This window comes from Pseudomonas sp. NPDC090208, from assembly GCF_044746785.1.
Lineage (GTDB): Bacteria > Pseudomonadota > Gammaproteobacteria > Pseudomonadales > Pseudomonadaceae > Aquipseudomonas.
The window spans coordinates 160,758-179,282 of the sequence record NZ_JBIVCU010000009.1 but is presented as its reverse complement, the minus strand read 5'-3'; the positions used below and the strand labels follow the sequence as shown (position 1 = coordinate 179,282).

Here is an 18,525-nt window from a genome sequence, read left to right as displayed (position 1 = left end):
ACTCCGTGTGGGTGATTGAAACGCGGCGGATCATCGGCCAGAACGGCCCACGCGTCTAATTGATCTGCGCTATCGCGGAGATGGGCTGCGCGATGGCAACGCAAGTATGGCCAACTGTAGGAGCGAGCTTGCTCGCGATGGCGATGTTTCAGGCGCATTTGTATTGATTGTCAGAATGCGATCGCGAGCAAGCTCACTCCTACAAAGGAGAGCGAAGGCGGTTATTCGGAGGGCAGGCTCAGGCGCTGTCCAGCCATCAGCAGCGCCAGTCGGCTCAGGCTGCTCCATACCGATCCTTCGGCCTGGCCTTTGATCTGTGCGTCGATGTGCTGGGCGTCCATCAGCAACTGGCCCCAGCGGCGTGCCGTGTGGCGTTGCAGGGCTTTACTCATGAGTGGCTTGCGCTTGTCCCAGATCGGCGGACGCGCCTGGCTGAAGGCTTTGTCCAGCGGCACGCCCTGGCTGTATTGCAGGGCCAGGTTGGCCAGCACTCGCAATTCCCGTGACAGCGCCCAGAGAATCACCGGCGGCTCGACACCTTCGCCGCGCAAGCCTTCCAGCATGCGCAAGGCATGGGCCGCTTCGCCGTTGAGGATCGCATCGGTCAGGCCGAACACGTCGAAACGGGCACTGTCGGCCACGGCCGCCTGCACGGTTTCCACGGTGATCTGGCCTTGCTCGGCCATCAGCTTGAGCTTTTCGATTTCCTGCGCCGCGGCCAGCAGGTTGCCTTCTACGCGGGCGGCAATCAGCTCCACCGCATCCGGGCTGGCAGCCAGGCCGGCCTGGCCCAGACGCTGACGGATCCATTGCGGGAGCTGGGCGGCATCCACCGGCCAGATCTGGATGAACTGAATCTGCGCGCCTTCGACCAGCGCCTTGCCCCACTTGGTTTTCTGCGCCGCGCCATCGAGCTTGGGCAGGCTGATCAGCAGCAGCGTGTCTTCAGCAGGGCGGTTGCAGTATTCCATCAGGGCGGCAGCGCCCTTGTCGCCGGGCTTGCCGGACGGCAAGCGCAGTTCCAGCAGGCGCCGTTCGGCGAACAGCGACATGCTGGCGCCGGCTTGCAGCAGCGTGCCCCAGTCGAAGTTGGCGTCGGCGCTGAACACCTGGCGTTCGTCGAAACCCTGCTGGCGCGCGGCGGCGCGGATGGCGTCGCAGGCTTCCTGGCATTGCAGCGGGTCATCGCCACTGACGACATAGACGGGCGCGAGCGCACCCTGGAGGTGTTTGGCGAGCTGGGCGGGGGCGAGTTTCATAGGGCGGAAAAGGTCGGGGCCGGCGAACCGGCCCCGTTGCCATCACTTGGTCGGGAATTCGACAGGCGACTGCTGTGGCGTCTCGTCGCGAACCCGCTGGGCAGCGGCTTCGGCGTCAGCCTCGGCGCGGGCGGCGGCATCGGCCTTGGCCTGCAACTCGTCCAGACGCTCAGGTGTCAGCTGTTGCAGACGGGCGACCATTTTCTGCACCAGTTCGTTACGCATTTCCTTGCGGATCTGCTCGGCTTCCTGGTCGGAACCGATCAGGTTGTTGCCGTCGTGAACGAAGGTTTTCTGCGCCTGCACGGTGTCGTCCAGCAGCAGGACGTTCTTGGTGCCATGGATTTCATACTTGAGCACGTTGGTCAGCTCGTATTCGGCCGAACGGCCCGAACCGACGTAGCTGGCGGTGCGCTGGGTTTCGTCTTCGCGAGCCAGGAACAATTTGTACTGGGCGCCGGTGTAGACGTGTACGCCGCTGTTGCTCAGGGTCTGACGCAACTGGGTGACGACCTGGCCGTAAGCGTCACGGGCACTGACGTCCAGTTCCTTGATCGACAGTGCGTTGGTGCCGGTGCCGCGCAGCTGGAAACCGCAGGCGCTCAGCAATACCGCGAGGCCCATAACCAGCAGATTGCGTTTGCTCATCTTGTTGCTCCCCTTGAATCCGTTTGAGCCCGAAATCGCGGGCCCTGGAAGTAAGTCTGGCGCCTGACCGTGCAGGCGCCCGGTTCCGTCAGCTGGCGACGATGTTCACCAGTTTGCCCGGCACCACGATCACTTTGCGGATCGTCAGGCCGTCGATGAAGCGCAGCACGTTCTCGTTGGTGCGTGCAGCGGCTTCGACGTCCTCGCGGCTGGCGCTGGCCGGCACTTCGATCTGGCCGCGCAGCTTGCCGTTGACCTGAACCACCAGTTGCAGGCTGTCCTGCACCAGAGCCGACTCATCGACGACCGGCCAGCCGGCATCGATGACCGGATCGGCATGGCCCAGCGCAGTCCACAGCTCATGGCTGATGTGCGGAGTGATCGGCGCCAGCAACAGGGCCACGGTTTCCAGACCTTCCTGCAGCAGGGCACGGTCCTGAGTGGTGGCTTGCGCTGCTTTTTCCAGCACGTTCATCAGCGTCATCACCTGGGCGATGGCGGTGTTGAATTTGTGGTGCTGACCAACGTCCTGACCGGCCTGCTTGATGGCCAGGTGGATCGAACGGCGCACGGCTTTCTGTTCGTCGCTCAGCGAAGCCTTGTCCAGTGCATCGGGCAGGCCGGCGCTGACGTGGGCCTGAGCCAGACGCCAGACGCGCTTGAGGAAGCGGTGCGAACCTTCGACGCCGGAGTCGGACCATTCCAGGCTCATGTCCGGCGGCGAGGCGAACATCATGAACAGACGGCAGGTGTCGGCGCCGTACTGGTCGATCATCGACTGCGGGTCAACGCCGTTGTTCTTCGACTTGGCCATCTTCTCGATGCCGCCGATTTCCACCGGCAGACCGTCGGCAATCAGTTTGGCGCCGATGATCTTGGCCTTGCTGTCGCGCTCGAACTCGACGTCGGCCGGGTTGAACCAGGTCTTGCTGCCGTTGGCCTCCAGGCGATAGAAGGTCTCGGCGACCACCATCCCCTGGGTCAGCAGGTTCTTGAACGGCTCGTTGGAGCTGACCAGACCTTCGTCGCGCATCAGCTTGTGGAAGAAGCGCGCGTACAGCAGGTGCAGGATCGCGTGTTCGATACCGCCGATGTACTGGTCGACCGGCAGCCAGTGGTTGGCGGCTTTCGGGTCGACCATGCCGCCTTCGTAGTGAGGCGAGGCGTAGCGGGCGAAGTACCAGGACGATTCGACGAAGGTGTCCATGGTGTCGGTTTCACGCTTGGCCGCTGCGCCGCATTTCGGGCAGGTGCACTCGTAGAATTCCGGCATGCGGGCCAGCGGCGAACCGGCGCCGTCCGGCACCACGTCTTCCGGCAGTTTGACCGGCAGTTGGTCTTCAGGGACCGGCACGTCGCCACAGCTGGCGCAGTGGATGATCGGGATCGGGCAGCCCCAGTAGCGCTGACGGCTGATACCCCAGTCGCGCAGGCGGAACTGGGTGCGCGACTTGCCGAGTTCTTTCTTGATCAGCGCGGCTTCGATGGCGTCGAACGCGCCAGCGAAGTCCAGACCGTCGAACTCACCGGAGTTGATCAGTTGGCCGTGCTCGCCGTAAGCGTCCTGCCAAGGGGCAGGCGAGGCGTCGCCAGCGCTGGTGCGCACCACCGATTTGATCGGCAGGCTGTACTTGTTGGCGAATTCGAAATCGCGCTCGTCGTGGGCCGGTACGGCCATCACGGCACCATCGCCGTAGTGCATCAGCACGTAGTTGGCGACCCACACCGGCAGTTTTTCGCCGGTCAGTGGATGCTCGACGAACAGCGAGGTCGGCAGGCCTTTCTTTTCCTGGGTGGCGACGTCGGCTTCGGCGACGCTGCCGCTCTTGCATTCATGGATGAACGCTTGCAGCTCGGGATTGTTTTGCGCAGCCAGGGTCGCCAGCGGGTGCTCGGCGGCAACGGCCACATAGGTAGCGCCCATCAGGGTGTCCGGACGGGTGGTGAAGACTTTCAGGGCGCCGGCTTCGCCGATCGAGGCCTGATCGTACGGGAACTGCACTTCCATGCCGCGGGACTTGCCGATCCAGTTGCGCTGCATGGTCTTGACCTGTTCAGGCCAGCCCGGCAGTTCGTCGAGACTCTCCAGCAGCTCATCGGCGTAAGCCGTGATCTTGAAGTAGTACATCGGAATTTCGCGTTTTTCGATCAGCGCGCCGGAACGCCAGCCGCGACCGTCGATCACCTGCTCGTTCGCCAGTACGGTCTGGTCCACCGGGTCCCAGTTCACGGTGCCGTTCTTGCGGTAGATCACGCCTTTTTCGAACAGGCGGGTGAACAGCCACTGCTCCCAACGGTAGTAGTCAGGCTTGCAGGTGGTGACTTCGCGGGACCAGTCGATCGCCAGGCCCAGGCTCTTGAGCTGGGACTTCATGTAGGCGATGTTTTCGTAGGTCCACTTGGCCGGGGCGACGTTGTTCTTCATCGCGGCGTTTTCCGCCGGCATGCCGAAGGCGTCCCAACCCATCGGTTGCAGCACGTTCTTGCCCTGCATCCGCTGGTAGCGGGCAATCACGTCGCCGATGGTGTAGTTGCGCACATGCCCCATGTGTAGCTTGCCGCTGGGGTAAGGAAACATCGACAGGCAGTAGTACGTGTCCTTGCCTGGCTGTTCACTGACTTCAAACGACTTTTGCTCTTCCCAGAAGGTCTGGGCGGCGGCTTCGATTTCACGGGGCTGATAGAGTTCGTGCATGGCTACTTTTTTTGCTAGAGATTGGTGATCCTTGACCTCTTCGCCGTGTTCCCGGATCAGAAGGGCTGCGCTGTGGACCGTCTCGTCTGCGGCGCGGTGCAATCATGCCCGGGGGAGCTGAAGTGGAATGACAGGAAGCGCCGTAGCATACATGAGGCCAGACAGCCGAGGGAAACCCTCTTTATGTACAAGTCGCCGTTGGTCGCGGCATCGCGCCGGTTTTTGCAGTGCCGCTAAGCTCATTTACGAGGGTATGAGTTTATCTTCAGTGAGGTGAACGGATGGCAGAGCTGCGGCACCAAGTAAACACACCTGATTTGTATGACCGTTTGATTGATCGTCTGGGGCTGGCTCTGGACATGGCGAAAACAGCAGTACGGCTTCGCAATGAAGATCCGGCCGAACTTGAGTTGCGCGGGTTGAGCCCCGCCGAATTCCAGTTGATCGAGGCGTATCTTGATCGTAAGGAAGTCGTTGTCAGAGAGGATTCGTCGAACATAAAGAAGGGGAGTGTCACCACTTCACGGGAGCCTTCGGAGCCGCTCCGCGCCCCGCGTCCCGCAGCCAACGTCATCTGGCTGAAGGACCAGCGTCGCGCCAAAGTGTCGGCTAAGTTGAGCCGTTACAGTTCCAGCAAACATTTCAAGCGGTAACTTTTGCGGGTGCCAACCCCGTTCGATCAAGCATTGTTGCTTGGCATTATTCCTTCTAGGCTTCGGGCATCTTCTGGAGATGCCCGATGCCTTTTCGTTACTTCATCAAGAACCTGTTATTGCCGCCCGGCCTCTTTCTGCTGTTATTGCTGCTGGCCTGGTGGTTGAAACATTCACGGCCACGGCTGGCGCGAAGTTTATTTGTTATTGGACTTGGCGGATTAGTGGCTATGAGCCTGCCGGTTGTCGTGGAGTGGTCGGCGCGCAGTCTGGAGCGAATACCGCCGCTGGCGCAGAGTCAGTGGCAGGATCTGGCCCAGCGAGCCGACGCGATCGTGGTGTTGGGCTCCGGTCGTGAGCGTAACGATCCGAGCTGGGGCAGCGACATTCCGACCGGCATCGCCCTTGAACGGCTGCGCTACGCCGCGCGGCTGGCGAAGGCGTCCGGGCTGCCGATCCTGGTCACGGGTGGGCTACATTACGGCGAGCCGCCGAGTGAGGCGGCGATCATGGCGGAATCACTGAAGAACGATTTCGGGGTGACAGTGCGCTGGCAGGAAGGACTGAGCCGCACGACCTGGGAAAATGCCACCATGAGCGCAGCCATTCTGCAGCCTCAGGGCATCCGGCGCGTGGTGGTGGTCACCCAGGCCTGGCACATGCCGCGTTCGGTGTGGAGTTTCGAGAAGGCGGGGTTCAGCGTGGTGCCGGCGCCGGTCGGGTTTCTGGGTGTCGACAACGCCCGCCCGTTCGGCGGCTGGACGCCTGAGGCAAGGGCGGTCTGGCAAAGCGGCCAATTGATCAATGAAGCGGCGGGGTTGCTGGTGTATCCGTTGATTTATCGCTGACTCGATACAACCCCTGTAGGAGCGCGCTTGCCCGCGATTGCGCTGGATCAGACACATCAACGGTGACTGAAAGAATGCTGTCGTGGGCAAGCGCGCTCCTACGGGATTTGCGCCACGCATCTGCCATCGAATTGTAGGAGTGAGCTTGCTCGCGATTGCGCTGGGTCAGACACATTACCGATGACTGACAGAATGCTATCGCGAGCAAGCTCACTCCTACAGGGGGTGCGTTCCAGCATGTGGAACGTCCGTGTCAGGCAGTCGTGTGCATCCGCCGCGCCACCATCGCCCAACCCACCAGTCGCGGGCAAGCGCGGTCCTACGGGGTTTGCGCCAGGCATCTGCCATCGAATTGTAGGAGTGAGCTTGCTCGCGATTGCGCTGGGTCAGACACATTACCGATGACTGACAGAATGCTATCGCGAGCAAGCTCACTCCTACAGGACTTGCGTTCCACCTTGGCAATCGTGAGTCAGGTGGCTTTGTGCATCCGCCGCGCCACCATCGCCCAACCCACCAGCAACACTGACAGAATGATCAGTGGCCACGAGCGCCAGTGCAGATACGGCGTCAGGTTGTGCATCGGCGTGACTTCGCCGTACATCACCGCGCGTTCAAACTGCGGTACGGTGGTGGTGATCTTGCCGTACGGGTCGATCAGTGCGCTGACGCCGTTGTTGGTGGCGCGGATCATCCAGCGGCCGGCTTCCAGCGCGCGCATCTGCGCCATCTGCAAGTGCTGCAGCGGGCCGATCGAGGTGCCGAACCAGGTGTCGTTGCTGACAGTCAGCAGCAGATCGCTCTGGGCCGAGAGGCCGGCGGCGAATTCCGGATACACCACTTCGTAGCAGATGAATGGCGCAATCTGATAACCCTTGGCTTGCAGCAGCGGCTGGTCGGCAGGGCCGCGAGCGAAGTCGGACATCGGCAGGTCGAAGAAGGTGATCAGGCCGCGCAGCATGTCCTGCAACGGCACATATTCGCCGAAAGGCACCAGCTTCTGCTTCAGATAGGTGCCGTCGCCTTCGCCGGTCACGGTGATGGCGTTGTAGTAGCGATACTCGCCGCGACCGCCTTTCTGGCGCAATGGCACCCCGGTGATCAGCGCCGAACCACGCTCGGCAGCGAACTTGCCCATCACCGACAGATAGCCTTCCACCGACTCTTTAAGCACCGGCACGGCGGTTTCCGGCCAGATGAACAGGTCGGCCTTCTGTGCGGTGAAGGTCATGTCGCGGTACAGCGCCAGTTGTGCGTTCAGTGCCGCCGGGTCCCACTTCAAGCTCTGTTCGACGTTGCCCTGCATGGCGGCCACTTTCAATGGCGCGCCGGACGGTTCGGTCCATGCGTGGTTTTTCAGTGCCAGGCCGATCACCCAAGGGGCGAGCAGCAGTGCCATGCCCGCCGCGAAGGCACCCTTGCGTGCGCGCAGGCGCGGCAGGTTGCACAACAGCGCTGCGGTCAGCGCCAGACTGAAGGAAATCAGCCACATGCCGCCCAACGGCGCCAGGCCTTTCAGCGGGCCATCGAGCTGGCTATAACCGGAATAGAGCCACGGGAAGCCGGTGAGGAACCAGCCGCGAAACATTTCCTGGCCGAACCACAGGGCAGCGAAGGTCACGGCGTCAGCCAGGGGAGCCTGATTGCGGCGGATCCAGCGTGCCCATAACCACGCGGGCAGGGCGAAGAAGAATGCCACCGAGGCGCAGAACAGCACCATCAGGAACGCGGCCAGCCAGACCGGCGCCTCGCCGTAGGTATGAATGCTGACGTAGATCCAGCTGGTGCCACCGCCGAACAGGCCAAAGCCGTAGCTCCAGCCACGCCACAGCGCCTGACGCGGTCTGAGGTCACGCAGACCGAGGTAAAACACCACAAGGACGACAATCGCCAGCGGCCAGATATCGAATGGCGCCAGGGCCAGGGTGGTCAGTGCGCCAGCCGCCATGGCCAGCAGGTTACCGGGCCAGCCGGGGCGGGTGATCCAGCGCATTTACATTCCTTAGCAGTGCTACTTTTGGCAACAACTCACGCGCGCGAGATCGGGCTCAGGCGCAACAGATGAATCCGACGGCTGTCCGCGTTCAGGATGCGGAAACGATACGCGCCGATTTCGGTGATTTCATTACGCTTGGGCAGGTGCCCGAACGCGTTCATCACCAGACCGCCGACGGTGTCGAATTCGTCATCGGAAAACTCGCTGTCGAAGAACTCGTTGAAGCTCTCGATGGGCGTCAGCGCCTTGATCAGGAAGTCACCGCTGGGCAGCGGCTTGATGTAGCTGTCTTCCTCGACGTCGTGCTCGTCCTCGATATCGCCGACGATCTGTTCCAGCACGTCTTCGATGGTCACCAGACCCGCCACGCCGCCGTATTCATCGATGACGATGGCCATGTGGTTATGGTTGGCACGGAACTCGCGCAGCAGCACGTTCAGACGCTTGGATTCCGGCACGAAGGTCGCCGGCCGCAGCAGGTTCTTGACGTCGCTGATACCGCCGTTTTCCTTGAGGATCAGCGGCAGCAGGTCTTTGGCGAGCAACACGCCGAGCACGTCGTCGTGGCTCTCGCCGATCACCGGGTAACGCGAGTGGGCCGAGTCGATGACCGCCGGCAGAAATTCGCGAGGGCTCTGGCTGGCCTTGATGCTGATCATCTGCGAACGCGGCACCATGATGTCGCGGACCTGCAGGTCGGCGACCTGAATGGCGCCTTCGACGATGGCCAGGGCTTCGCTGTCGAGCAGCTTGTTCTGATGGGCTTCGCGCAGCAGCTCAAGCAGCTCCTGGCGATTTTTCGGCTCATGGGCAAATGCCTGGGTCAGTTTGCCCAACCATGACTTTTGCCCGTTGCTCGATCGGTCTTCGCTCATAGCCCTTACTCGTGGTCCTTGCCTGGTGTTTCTGAATGGGGAATACCGACGTCTTCATCGTCGGCGTACGGATCCGGATAGCCCAACTCTGCAAGCAACTCTCGTTCCAGTGCTTCCATTTCTTCGGCTTCGTCATCGTCGATGTGGTCGAAACCGAGCAGGTGCAGGCAGCCGTGAATCACCAGATGCGCCCAGTGGGCATCCAGCGCCTTGCCTTGTTCGGCGGCCTCGCGGGCAACCACCGGCACGCAGATCACCAGATCGCCCAGCAGCGGGATATCCAGCAATCCGTCGGGCACCTCGGCGGGGAACGACAGGACGTTGGTGGCGTAGTCTTTGTGACGCCAGGTGTGGTTCAGTTCCCGGCCTTCGGCTTCGTCGACCAGGCGGATGGTCATTTCCGAATCCGCCGTGCGCGGGCGCAGCCCGGTTTCGCACCACAGGCGGAACTGGGCTTCACTCGGGGCGGTGGCTTCACTGGCGACCTGCAGATCCAGTTCAAGCATCGCGGTCGCTGTCCCGTGGGGCCGGACTGCCGTTGTGCTGTTCGAAGCGCTCGTAAGCTTCGACGATGCGCTGCACCAGCGGATGGCGCACAACGTCCTTGGGCTTGAAGTGGGTAAAGCTGATGCCCGGCACGTCCTTGAGCACTTCGATGACATGGGTCAGACCGGACTTGGTGCCGCGAGGCAGGTCGATCTGGGTAATGTCACCGGTGATCACGGCGGTGGAGCCGAAGCCGATACGGGTCAGGAACATCTTCATCTGCTCGACGGTGGTGTTCTGACTCTCGTCGAGAATGATGAAGCTGTTATTAAGCGTGCGCCCGCGCATGTAGGCCAGTGGCGCGACTTCGATGACCTGCTTTTCGATCAGCTTGGCCACGTGTTCGAAGCCGAGCATCTCGTAGAGCGCATCGTAGAGCGGTCGCAGGTACGGGTCGATCTTCTGGGACAGGTCGCCAGGCAGGAAACCGAGCTTTTCACCGGCTTCGACCGCCGGACGGACCAGCAGGATGCGACGGATCTGCTCGCGTTCCAGCGCGTCGACAGCAGCGGCCACGGCCAGATAGGTCTTGCCGGTACCGGCCGGACCAATGCCGAAGTTGATGTCGTTGGCGAGGATTTCCTTCACGTAGCGCTGCTGATTCAGGCCGCGCGGGCGAATCATGCCTTTGCGCGTGCGCAGGGCGACGCCGACTTCGGCGGCAGGGTGGTTGTCCAGCTCTTCGACGCCGGATTCCTGCAGGAAAAGGTGGACCATGTCCGGCGACAGCTCGGTACTCTGGGTTTCCCGATACAGCCGGCGCAGCAGGTTTTCTGCCGAAGTGGTCTGTTTGCGCTCGCCAATCATCTCGAACTGGCCGCCACGATTGCGGATTTCGATGTTCAGGCGTTGTTCGATCAGGCGCAGATGCTCATCGAACTGCCCGCACAGATTTGCGAAGCGATGTGCCTCGATGGATTCGAGGGTGAAACGATGGGGTTCTATAGGTGCGTTCAAGGTCGTTTTGAGCCGCCTGACGGCAATTGAGATGAAATGAAGGATACGCCCTGTGGGCGGTGTCCGAAAGGGTTCGCTTACTAATGGCTGACGGTATGGCCATTGTTGTAGGAGTGAGCTTGCTCGCGATTGCGCTGGACCAGACACCTCTACAGAGGCTGACAAAATGCAATCGCGAGCAAGCTCACTCCTACAGCGGTAACGTCGTCGATAAAGCCGGGTGCTTCCGAAACATTGGCCTTAGATGGGGGCGCTGGCGCTTATTGCAACAGCGAGCCGCGCAGCGAGTGCGGCTGGGCGCTGTCGATGTGCACGTCGGTGAACTGGCCGATCAGCTTCGGGTTGTCGCAACGGAAGTTGACGATGCGGTTGTTTTCCGTGCGGCCCTGCAGCTCGCCGGGGTCTTTCTTCGAATAGTCGGTGACCAGAATGCGTTGCACGCTGCCGACCATCTTGCGGCTGATTTCAAAGCCCTGGCGGTCGATCAGGTGCTGCAGCTGTTTCAGACGTTCTTTCTTCACTTCTTCTGGCGTGTCATCGGCCAGGTCGGCGGCCGGTGTACCCGGACGCTGGCTGTAGACGAACGAGTAGGAGAAGTCCATGCCGACTTCTTCCACCAGCTTCATGGTCTGCTGGTGGTCTTTCTCGGTTTCACCCGGGAAGCCGACGATGAAGTCGGAACTGATGCAGATATCCGGCACGGCGGCGCGCAGTTTGCGCAGGCGCGACTTGTATTCGAGGACCGTGTGGTTGCGCTTCATCGCCGCGAGAATGCGGTCCGAACCCGATTGCACCGGCAGGTGCAGGTGCTTGACCAGTTGCGGGACTTCGGCGTGAGCCTGGATCAGGCTGTCGGAGAATTCCAGCGGGTGCGACGTGGTGTAGCGGATGCGCTCGATGCCGTCGATGGCGGCCACCACGCGGATCAGCTCGGCCAGGTCGGCCAGGCGCCCGTCATGGGTAGTGCCGCGATAGCCGTTGACGTTCTGACCCAGCAGGGTGACTTCGCGCACGCCGTTTTCGGCGAGGTGGAAGACCTCGGTGATCACGTCGTCGAACGGCCGGCTGACTTCTTCGCCACGGGTGTACGGCACCACGCAGAAGGTGCAGTACTTGCTGCAGCCTTCCATGACCGACACATACGCGCTCGGGCCGTCGACACGAGGCTCCGGCAAGTGGTCGAATTTTTCGATCTCCGGGAACGACACATCGACCTGCGGTAGCTGCGTGATCCGCGCCGCGTCGATCATTTCCGGCAGACGGTGCAGGGTCTGCGGGCCGAACACCACGTCGACATAGGGCGCACGGTCACGAATCGCCGCACCTTCCTGGCTGGCTACACAGCCGCCGACGGCAATGACCATCCCCGGTTTGGCTTCCTTGAGTTCCCGCCAGCGGCCAAGCTGGGAGTAGACGCGGTCCTGCGCCCGTTCACGGATCGAACAGGTGTTGAGCAGGATGACATCCGCATCCTCGGCACGACTGGTGACTTCCAGTGCTTGATGTTCGCCCAGCAGGTCGACCATGCGCGAGCTGTCGTACTCGTTCATCTGGCAGCCGTGGGTTTCGATGTAGAGCTTCTTGGCCATGCGGGTTCGGGTCATCAGGTGATTCGAAGAACCGCGCATTATAGTGACGCGGGCCCCGGGTTCCTAGCGTCGTCTAACGAGCGGCGTGCTATAGTTCGCGCCCTTTTTCAAACCCTGATCATTGCCTGCCTGACATGACCAAACGCGAAGCTCCAATCTACAAGGTGATTTTTCTCAACCAGGGACAGGTGTTCGAGATGTACGCCAAACAGATCTATCAAAGCGATCTGTGGGGATTTCTGGAAGTTGAAGAGTTCGTCTTCGGCGAGCGCACGACGGTGGTCGTGGACCCCAGCGAGGAAAAACTGAAAGCGCAGTTCGACGGCGTGGTGCGCAGCTTCGTGCCGATGCATTCGATCGTGCGGATCGATGAGGTCGAGCGCATGGGCACGGCCAAGATCAGCGAAGCACGTCCGACCGGCAACGTCATGCCGTTTCCGGTGCCAATGCCGGAGAAGTGATCAGGGGAGCGGGGCGAACGGCGTACGACCTTCGGCCGTTTGCAGCTCCAGCAGATACTTGCGGAAGATCTGGCCGAGTACCTGAGTGGCCACTTCCAGGTCTTCCTTCTTCATTTGTGCGGATACTTCGTCAGCCTGATCCAGCGCATCTTCCGAACCATTGACCGCGGCCATCTTCAGGACGATATACGCCTGAATGTTATTGGCCTGTACGCCCTCGCCACGAAAGAACATCAGACCCAGTTGATACTGTGCCTGGGCGTGGCCTTGTAACGACGCCTGTTCGAAGTAGTTGAGTGCCTGAGTGAGATCGCGCGGCGTACTCTTGCCGTCGTAATAGAACTGTCCCAACTCGTATTGCGCCTGCGCATCCCCTGCCTTGGCCGCCTGCTGGCAGGCCGACAACGCTGCGGGCAGGTTGTCTGGCTGGGTATTGAGGGTGCAACGACCCACCGCTGGGATCAACAACGAGTTGCCACCTGCATTCACCAGCAGGGGATGAATAAGCAACAGGCAGCCCAATGCAAGGGTGCGGCCGGTGCGGTTCATGGAAGTCGGTTTACCTCTGAAAAAGGTGCGGGCATGCCCGTGCAGCGAAACGTGCTGGCTGCGCATTATGAAATAAGCAGGGCCTGCCTTACAAAGTCTTTACTGATTTTCTGCTGCACGGGCTTGATGGGCCTGTATTCATGCATTCAAACGGCAATACGTAACTAAATATCTAACAAAATAACCGGATGACACCGTAAATCAACTGTGGGAGCCGGCTTGCTGGCGAATGCGCAGTGTCATTGACGAAAATGTTTGACCGTATGCATTCGCCAGCAAGCCGGCTCCCACAGGAGAGGCGCGTCATTTCAGCTTGGCAAACGCCTTCTCGGCCGCATCCAGGGTCAGTTGCAGTTCCGCTTCGCCATGGGCGATGGAGGTGAAACCGGCCTCGAACGCACTCGGCGCCAGGTACACGCCACCTTCGAGCATCAGGTGGAAGAAGCGCTTGAAGCGGTCGGCGTCGCTGCTCATCACGTCCTGGAAAGTGACGATCTGTTTGGCGTCGGTGAAGTACAGACCGAACATGCCACCGGCTTGCGTGGTGGTGAACGGAATGCCGGCAGCGTCGGCGCGCTGTTGCAGGCCTTCGAGCAGACGGGTGGTGAAGGTGCTCAGTTCGTCGTGGAAGCCCGGACGGCTGATCAGGCGCAGGGTGGTCAGGCCGGCGGCCATCGCCAGCGGGTTACCGGACAGCGTGCCAGCCTGATAGACCGGGCCCAGCGGAGCGATGTGCGACATGATTTCGCGCTTGCCGCCGAAGCAGCCCACTGGCATGCCGCCGCCGATGATCTTGCCGAAGGTGCTCAGGTCGGGCGTCACGCCGTAGTAGGCCTGGGCGCCGCCGAGGGCGACGCGGAAGCCAGTCATGACTTCGTCGAAAATCAGCACCACGCCGTGTTTGTCGCAGGCGTCGCGCAGACCTTGCAGGAAGCCCGGCGCTGGCGGCACGCAGTTCATGTTGCCGGCCACTGGCTCGACGATGATGCACGCGACCTCCTGGCCGACGTCGTCGAGCATCGCGTTGACCGCGTCGATGTCGTTGAACGGCAGGGTCAGGGTGTGTTTGGCGAATGCCGCCGGTACGCCCGGCGAGCTTGGCACGCCCAGGGTCAGTGCGCCGGAGCCGGCCTTGACCAGCAGGCTGTCGGAGTGACCGTGGTAGCAGCCTTCGAACTTGATGATGCTGTCACGGCCGGTGAAGCCACGGGCCAGACGGATCGCACTCATGGTGGCTTCGGTGCCGGAGCTGACCATGCGCACCATTTCCATGGACGGCACGATCGAGCAGACCAGATCGGCCATCTCGGTTTCCATCGCCGTCGGCGCGCCGTAGGACAGGCCGTGTTCCAGTTGCTTGCGTACCGCGTCGAGCACCTCCGGGTGGCTGTGACCGAGGATCATCGGGCCCCACGAGCCGACGTAATCGACATAGCGCTTGTCGTCTTCGTCAGTGACGTAGGCACCGGCGGCGTGCTTGAAGAACAGTGGTGTGCCGCCGACGCTCTTGAAAGCGCGAACCGGCGAGTTGACGCCACCTGGGATGTGTTTCTGGGCGTTGGCGAACAGGGTTTCGGAACGGGACATGGTCAAGTCTCTTCTTGAAGCGAAATTGGGTGCGGGCCGCCCGATGCGGGATCAGGCCGGCTTGAACAGATCGTTGAAAGCACGGGCGCGGCGGGTGACTTCCTGAGTCGTCTCGGCACCGAACAGGCCATGCACCACGGCCAGCAGGTCGGCACCGTGGGCCACCAGCGGCGCAGCGTTTTCCAGCGTCACGCCGCCAATCACGGCAATTGGCAGGGAAATGCGTTTGCGCGCATCGGCGAGCATTTCCAGGCTGCAGGCCGGCGCGCCGGGCTTGGTGTTGGAGTTGAAGAAGCGACCGAAGGCGACATAGGTGGCGCCGTCGGCCTTGGCTTGTTCCGCCAGCGCCAGTTGCGCATGGCAGGTGGCGCCGACGATAGCCTTGTGGCCGAGCAGGGCACGGGCGTCCGGCAATGAGCCGTCGGTCTGCCCCAGATGCACGCCGACGCCAAGGCGGGCGGCGATCTCGGCGTCATCGTTGATGATCAGGCGGGTCTTGTAGCGCTCGCACAGCTTGAGCAGTTCCGAGGCTTCGCGCAGGCGACGGTTGTCGTCGCCGGATTTGTCGCGGTATTGCAGCAGGGTCACGCCGCCGTCGAGGGCGGCTTCGACGTAAGCCAGAAATTTGCCGGCCAACAGTTGGCTGTCGGTAACGGCATACAAGCCACGTAGTTTCATCGAGGTGCCTCTTTCGCGTGGCGTTACGAGCAGAAATCCAGCGGCAGACGGCGCGGTACGAACTGGCCTTTGCCCAGTTGTTCTGCGTCGCGCAGCGTGCGCCAAGTGTAGTCCAGCGCCGTTTCCACCGCGCCGATGACGTCCTGCCCCAGGGCCAGTCGACCGGCCAGCGCACTGGCCAGCGTGCAGCCGGAACCGTGATAGCTGCCCGGCAGGCGCTGGCAGGTAAAAGTGCGCGTCTGACCGTTGCGCAGGTACAGGCGGTTATGCACTTCGTGCTCGTCGCCGTGGCCGCCGGTGATCAGCAGGTGCTCGCAGAACGGCAGAAGTTTTTCCGCGCATTCATCGGCAGTGCCTTCCGGCAGTTCGGCGAGGATGCGCGCTTCCGGCAGGTTCGGCGTGGCGATGGTCGCCAGCGGCAACAGACGTTCGCGCATGGCATAGCCGACTTCATCCTTGCCCAGTCGGCCACCGCCACCTGCACGCAGCACCGGGTCGCAGACCAGCGGTAAATGCGGATGGGCGGCGAGCAGTTCGACGACAGTGTCGACCATCTCCAGTGAGCCGAGCATGCCCAGCTTCACGGCGGACACCGTGGAGTCGTTGAGCACGGCATTGGCCTGGGCGAGTACCCATTCACGGTCCAGTACACGGAAGTCGGTGACATTCACGGTGTCCTGAACGGTCAGCGCGGTGACTGCGGGAGCGGCGTGGCAACCCTGGGCGAGCAGGGCTTCGATATCTGCCTGCAGACCGGCACCGCCACTGGGGTCGTGGCCGGAGAGACAGAGGACAACGGGGCGGGAGGTATAGGTATTCATGGTGCGCGAGCTTACCACTAAAGTTTTTCCCGGACCGCTGGTCGCTGACAGATTTTTCCGACGCTGCGCGGCAGAGCCTCTGGCCCGGCGCTCATGCCCGGGAAAGCGCCAGTCGTCATGAAAGGCGGCCGAAAGCTTGGCGTGGGACGATTAAAGATGGTGTCATCTCGCTATCAATCGCTATGCTGTCCTGCCTAGTGCGTGTCCCTGCCGAAGAGTGAATGCAAGTGCGTTGCCTGTTAACCCCGATGATCGAGTGTGTGGTCGCTGCCAAGCGCCGGACGGCTGTTCCAGACCATACGGGCGGTGCCGCATGCGTCTTGCACTGATCCTGTTGCTGGCCTGGCTGCCGCTGTTCGCTGGCGCCGTGGAGTTCGACGAGCACACCCGCACCCTGGCGCTGGGGCGTGCGACGCAAATCTTTGAAGACCCGACCGATGAGGCCACCATCGAACAGGTGTCGTCGCCCGAAGGCGTGGCGCGCTTCAAGGCGCTGGACGCCGGTTCGCTCAATGCCGGTTATTCGCGCTCCACGTTCTGGCTCAAGGTGAGCCTGACCTATCGCCCCCGGGACCCGACCGCTTCCGCCGACTGGCTGCTGGAGCTGGCCTACCCGCCGATGGACCATGTCGACCTGTACCTGAGCAGCGACGACACGCCGCCAAGCCTGACCTGGCAGACCGGCGACATGCTGCCGTTCTCCAGTCGCCAGATAAAACAGAACAACTACCTGTTCGACCTCAACCTGCGGCCCCATGAAAGCAAGACCGCCTACCTGCGGGTCTCCAGCCACGGCTCGCTGCAGGCGCCGCTCAATCTGTGGTCGGCCCATGCCTATATAGAAGAGCAGCCGTCGCGGCTGTATGTCCTCGGCATGATCTACGGCGTGCTGGCGGTGATGCTGGTCTACAACCTGTTCATTTACCTGAGCGTGCGCGACACCAGCTATCTGTATTACATCCTCTACATCACCTGTTTCGGTCTGTATCAGGTGTCGGTCAACGGCGCCGGGATCGAATACCTGTGGCCGGACAATCCGTGGTGGGCCAACACCTCGACCACCTTCTTGATCGCGGCGGCGATCCTGTTCGCCGGCCAGTTCGCCCGCAAGTTCTTGCAGACGCCGAAACTGGGCTGTTGGGTGGATGTGCCGCTGTTGCTGCTGATGGGCTGCGCGGCAGTGATCATGGGGCTGGCGCTGGCGACCGATTACGGCGTAGCGCTGCGGCTGGTGACCGGGCTGGTGCTGCTGTTCACCCCGGTGATCCTGCTGATCGGTATTGTGGCCTGGGCCCGTGGGCGGCGGGTGGCGCGCTATTTTGTCTTCGCCTGGGGCGCGTTCCTGATCGGCGGGGTGATCAACGCGACCATGTTGCTTGGGCACCTGCCCAATAATTTCTGGACCATGTACGCCAGCCAGATCGGGTCGGTGGTGGAAGTGGCCTTGCTGTCGCTGGCGCTGGCCGACCGCATCAACACCATGCGCGAGCGCGAAGCGCAGATCATGGCGCAGTCGGGTCGCGACCTGGAAAGGCTCAACCAGCAACTGGCGGTCAGCAATCGTCTGAAAGACGAGTTCCTCGCCACCCTGACCCACGAACTGCGCACACCCATGAACGGTGTGATCGGCTCGCTGGAACTGATGCAACTGGACGGCGCTGACGAGGACATCGAGCTGTACCGGCAGACCGCCGCCGACTCCGCACAAAACATGATGGGCATCGTCAACGGCATCCTCACCCTGACTGAGCTCCAGGCCGGCCGCGTGACGCTGCAAAACGAAGCCTTCAGCCTGCGGCATCTGCTGTTTCAGGTGCGCAGCACGTTTGAGCCTGCGGCGCGCTGCAAGGGCTTGAGCCTGACGATCGACCTGGACGAAGCCTTGCCCGACAGCCTGCACGGCGACGCGCTGAAACTGCGCCAGTGCCTGGAATGCCTGATGGACAACGCGATCAAGTTCACCAAGAGCGGTTCGGTGCGGATCAAGGTCGGCGGCCAGTGCATCGACGCGCAGCAAGTCAGGCTGCTGGTGGATGTGATCGACACCGGCATCGGTTTCAGCCGGCTGGACGAAGCGACGCTGTACGCCAACTTCTATCAGGTGGACGGCTCGATGACCCGTGAATACGGCGGGCTGGGCATCGGCCTGGCGATTTGCCGACAGCTGATCGAATTGCAGGGCGGGCGCTTGAGCCACCAGTCCGAGCCGGGCAACGGTAGCCAGTTCCGCTTGAGCCTGGAAGTCATGCGGGCGGCTTCGCCGGTGGTGTGATTATCACTGGATTTCTTGCGATTGCCGCCGAACGTGTAGGAGTGAGCTTGCTCGCGATTGCGTTGTGCCAGACGACATCAATGTTTCAGAG

16 protein-coding genes are annotated in these 18,525 nt (G+C 61.9%); 4 read left to right on the top strand and 12 right to left on the bottom strand.

What is annotated here, in order from left to right; translation table 11 throughout:
- Positions 1-221 precede the first annotated feature (221 nt).
- From holA to leuS, 3 genes are all read right to left on the bottom strand, one after another.
- A complete protein-coding gene (gene holA / locus ACIPL0_RS16675) occupies positions 222-1,259 on the bottom strand; it encodes a DNA polymerase III subunit delta (RefSeq protein ID WP_400597550.1) in 1,038 nt (345 codons plus the stop codon).
- Positions 1,260-1,301: 42 nt separating this feature from the next.
- Positions 1,302-1,907, bottom strand: coding sequence for an LPS assembly lipoprotein LptE (lptE, locus tag ACIPL0_RS16670; protein ID WP_400597552.1), 606 nt, complete (start codon positions 1,905-1,907; stop codon positions 1,302-1,304).
- 88 nt (positions 1,908-1,995) lie between these two features.
- Positions 1,996-4,602, bottom strand: a complete 2,607-nt coding sequence (leuS, locus tag ACIPL0_RS16665; RefSeq protein WP_400597554.1) for a leucine--tRNA ligase — start codon at positions 4,600-4,602, stop codon at positions 1,996-1,998.
- Positions 4,603-4,883: 281 nt separating this feature from the next.
- Here leuS and ACIPL0_RS16660 point away from each other — a divergent pair, with 281 nt between their 5' ends.
- Both ACIPL0_RS16660 and ACIPL0_RS16655 read left to right on the top strand, forming a co-directional pair.
- Positions 4,884-5,255 carry a hypothetical protein gene (locus ACIPL0_RS16660; RefSeq protein ID WP_400597556.1) on the top strand — a complete coding sequence of 124 codons (372 nt, stop codon included), beginning with the start codon at positions 4,884-4,886 and terminating at the stop codon, positions 5,253-5,255.
- Positions 5,256-5,341: 86 nt separating this feature from the next.
- Positions 5,342-6,103 carry a YdcF family protein gene (locus tag ACIPL0_RS16655; protein WP_400597558.1) on the top strand — a complete coding sequence of 254 codons (762 nt, stop codon included), beginning with the start codon at positions 5,342-5,344 and terminating at the stop codon, positions 6,101-6,103.
- Positions 6,104-6,575: 472 nt separating this feature from the next.
- Here the strand turns inward: ACIPL0_RS16655 and lnt are convergent, their stop codons facing one another.
- From lnt to miaB, 5 genes are all read right to left on the bottom strand, one after another.
- On the bottom strand, positions 6,576-8,096 hold the full coding sequence (gene lnt / locus ACIPL0_RS16650) for an apolipoprotein N-acyltransferase (protein ID WP_400597559.1): 1,521 nt from the start codon (positions 8,094-8,096) through the stop codon (positions 6,576-6,578).
- A 35-nt stretch (positions 8,097-8,131) separates the two neighbouring features.
- Positions 8,132-8,974, bottom strand: a complete 843-nt coding sequence (locus ACIPL0_RS16645) for an HlyC/CorC family transporter (RefSeq protein WP_400597561.1) — start codon at positions 8,972-8,974, stop codon at positions 8,132-8,134.
- A gap of 5 nt (positions 8,975-8,979) precedes the next feature.
- Positions 8,980-9,480 carry an rRNA maturation RNase YbeY gene (ybeY, locus tag ACIPL0_RS16640; RefSeq protein WP_400597562.1) on the bottom strand — a complete coding sequence of 167 codons (501 nt, stop codon included), beginning with the start codon at positions 9,478-9,480 and terminating at the stop codon, positions 8,980-8,982.
- A complete protein-coding gene (locus ACIPL0_RS16635) occupies positions 9,473-10,477 on the bottom strand; it encodes a PhoH family protein (RefSeq protein WP_400597563.1) in 1,005 nt (334 codons plus the stop codon). Before ACIPL0_RS16635 ends, ybeY begins: the two co-directional genes overlap by 8 nt.
- Positions 10,478-10,737: 260 nt before the next feature.
- Entirely contained in the window at positions 10,738-12,066 is a 1,329-nt protein-coding gene (miaB, locus tag ACIPL0_RS16630) for a tRNA (N6-isopentenyl adenosine(37)-C2)-methylthiotransferase MiaB (RefSeq protein WP_400597752.1), read from the bottom strand.
- A 134-nt stretch (positions 12,067-12,200) separates the two neighbouring features.
- Here miaB and ACIPL0_RS16625 point away from each other — a divergent pair, with 134 nt between their 5' ends.
- Positions 12,201-12,527, top strand: a complete 327-nt coding sequence (locus tag ACIPL0_RS16625) for a DUF1820 family protein (RefSeq protein ID WP_400597564.1) — start codon at positions 12,201-12,203, stop codon at positions 12,525-12,527.
- Here the strand turns inward: ACIPL0_RS16625 and ACIPL0_RS16620 are convergent, their stop codons facing one another.
- From ACIPL0_RS16620 to ACIPL0_RS16605, 4 genes are all read right to left on the bottom strand, one after another.
- A complete protein-coding gene (locus ACIPL0_RS16620; protein WP_400597565.1) occupies positions 12,528-13,076 on the bottom strand; it encodes a tetratricopeptide repeat protein in 549 nt (182 codons plus the stop codon).
- Between the two features lie 303 nt (positions 13,077-13,379).
- A complete protein-coding gene (hemL, locus tag ACIPL0_RS16615; RefSeq protein WP_400597567.1) occupies positions 13,380-14,663 on the bottom strand; it encodes a glutamate-1-semialdehyde 2,1-aminomutase in 1,284 nt (427 codons plus the stop codon).
- Positions 14,664-14,714: 51 nt separating this feature from the next.
- Positions 14,715-15,341: a thiamine phosphate synthase gene (gene thiE / locus ACIPL0_RS16610; protein WP_400597568.1), complete on the bottom strand. Its 627-nt coding sequence runs from the start codon at positions 15,339-15,341 to the stop codon at positions 14,715-14,717.
- A gap of 23 nt (positions 15,342-15,364) precedes the next feature.
- Positions 15,365-16,162 carry a hydroxymethylpyrimidine/phosphomethylpyrimidine kinase gene (locus ACIPL0_RS16605; RefSeq protein WP_400597569.1) on the bottom strand — a complete coding sequence of 266 codons (798 nt, stop codon included), beginning with the start codon at positions 16,160-16,162 and terminating at the stop codon, positions 15,365-15,367.
- A gap of 313 nt (positions 16,163-16,475) precedes the next feature.
- Here ACIPL0_RS16605 and ACIPL0_RS16600 point away from each other — a divergent pair, with 313 nt between their 5' ends.
- Entirely contained in the window at positions 16,476-18,434 is a 1,959-nt protein-coding gene (locus ACIPL0_RS16600; RefSeq protein ID WP_400597570.1) for a 7TM diverse intracellular signaling domain-containing protein, read from the top strand.
- Positions 18,435-18,525: the final 91 nt, after the last annotated feature.